This is a genomic window from Periweissella ghanensis (assembly GCF_918814755.1).
GTDB lineage: Bacteria > Bacillota > Bacilli > Lactobacillales > Lactobacillaceae > Periweissella > Periweissella ghanensis.
In genome coordinates this window covers 1-1,066 of record NZ_CAKKNT010000056.1, presented here as the reverse complement: position 1 = coordinate 1,066, position 1,066 = coordinate 1, and the positions used below count along the sequence as shown (strand labels likewise).

Sequence of the window (1,066 nt, the reverse complement as noted above, 5' to 3'; positions counted from 1 at the left end):
AGCATTAGCTTCATATTCTTGATGTCCAAATTGATCTGCAATCTGACCAGCGTATGATGAAACTGAACGTTTAACATATTCAAAATTGTTATTCAATGAACTGCCAAAACCTTCCATAATAGCTTTACCAGCTGGAATCAATAATCGACGGTCATAACTGATTGGTCCCTTGTGGTCTCGAATCCAATCACCAATTCCACCAACGAAACTTTTTACAGCTCCCCACGCTGCCTTCAAACCGCTTAAAAACGAATTCATGATAGCTCGACCTGCACCTAATAAATCAAAGTGCATTGCACCTTTAACTGCTGATTTAACTCCATTCCATATTCCAGAAGCAAGGCCAACGGCGCCACTCCAAGCTGCACGGACCCCATTAATTGCCCCGTTCGCTAAACTGGAAATCGTTGATTTAATTCCACCCCAGACAGCTGAAGCAGCTGCACGGATACCATTCCAAATTGCTGAAATAGCAGCCTTACCACCATTCCAAACAGTTTTGGCAATGTTAACTACCCCAGTCACCAAAGTAGAGATAACAGACTTAATACCACCCCAAACGGCTGATGCGGCCGCTTTAATCCCATTCCAAATTGAACCAATAGCTTGGCCCATTCCTCTGAAATATCCAGTTACTGCCGTTACAATTCCGCCAACAATTTGACCTAAAGCACCCTTGATACTATTCCAGATCAATGTTGCATCACTTTTCATCTTTGACCAATTACCAGTTAATAAATCAACTAATAATAAGATTGGTCCGAGTACTACAGCTTTAAGCAAGTTCCAAATCCCTGTTGCAACACTTACCATACCATTCCAAATAGCAGTTGCCGCTGTCACGTAGCCTTGCCAAATTCCTGAAAGAATTGTAACAATACCTTGGACGATAACTACAAGAGCCTGCCATGCAGCCGAAAAGTAAGGAGCAACGCCTGCCCATATACCTTGGAAAAAAGTAATAAATCCTTGCCAAGTTGTCTGAAAGAATGTAACAGTTGCACTCACTCCGGCGGATATGCTGGACCAAATGCCTTGAAAAAATCCAACCATGCCTGACCATACA

The 1,066-nt window shown here is 42.6% G+C and carries 1 protein-coding gene; it reads right to left on the bottom strand.

Going from position 1 to position 1,066, the window contains the following annotated elements:
- Positions 1 to 1,008: phage tail protein (locus LQZ76_RS09895; protein ID WP_432443421.1), on the bottom strand; the 1,008-nt coding region annotated here is incomplete at its 3' end.
- Positions 1,009 to 1,066: the final 58 nt, after the last annotated feature.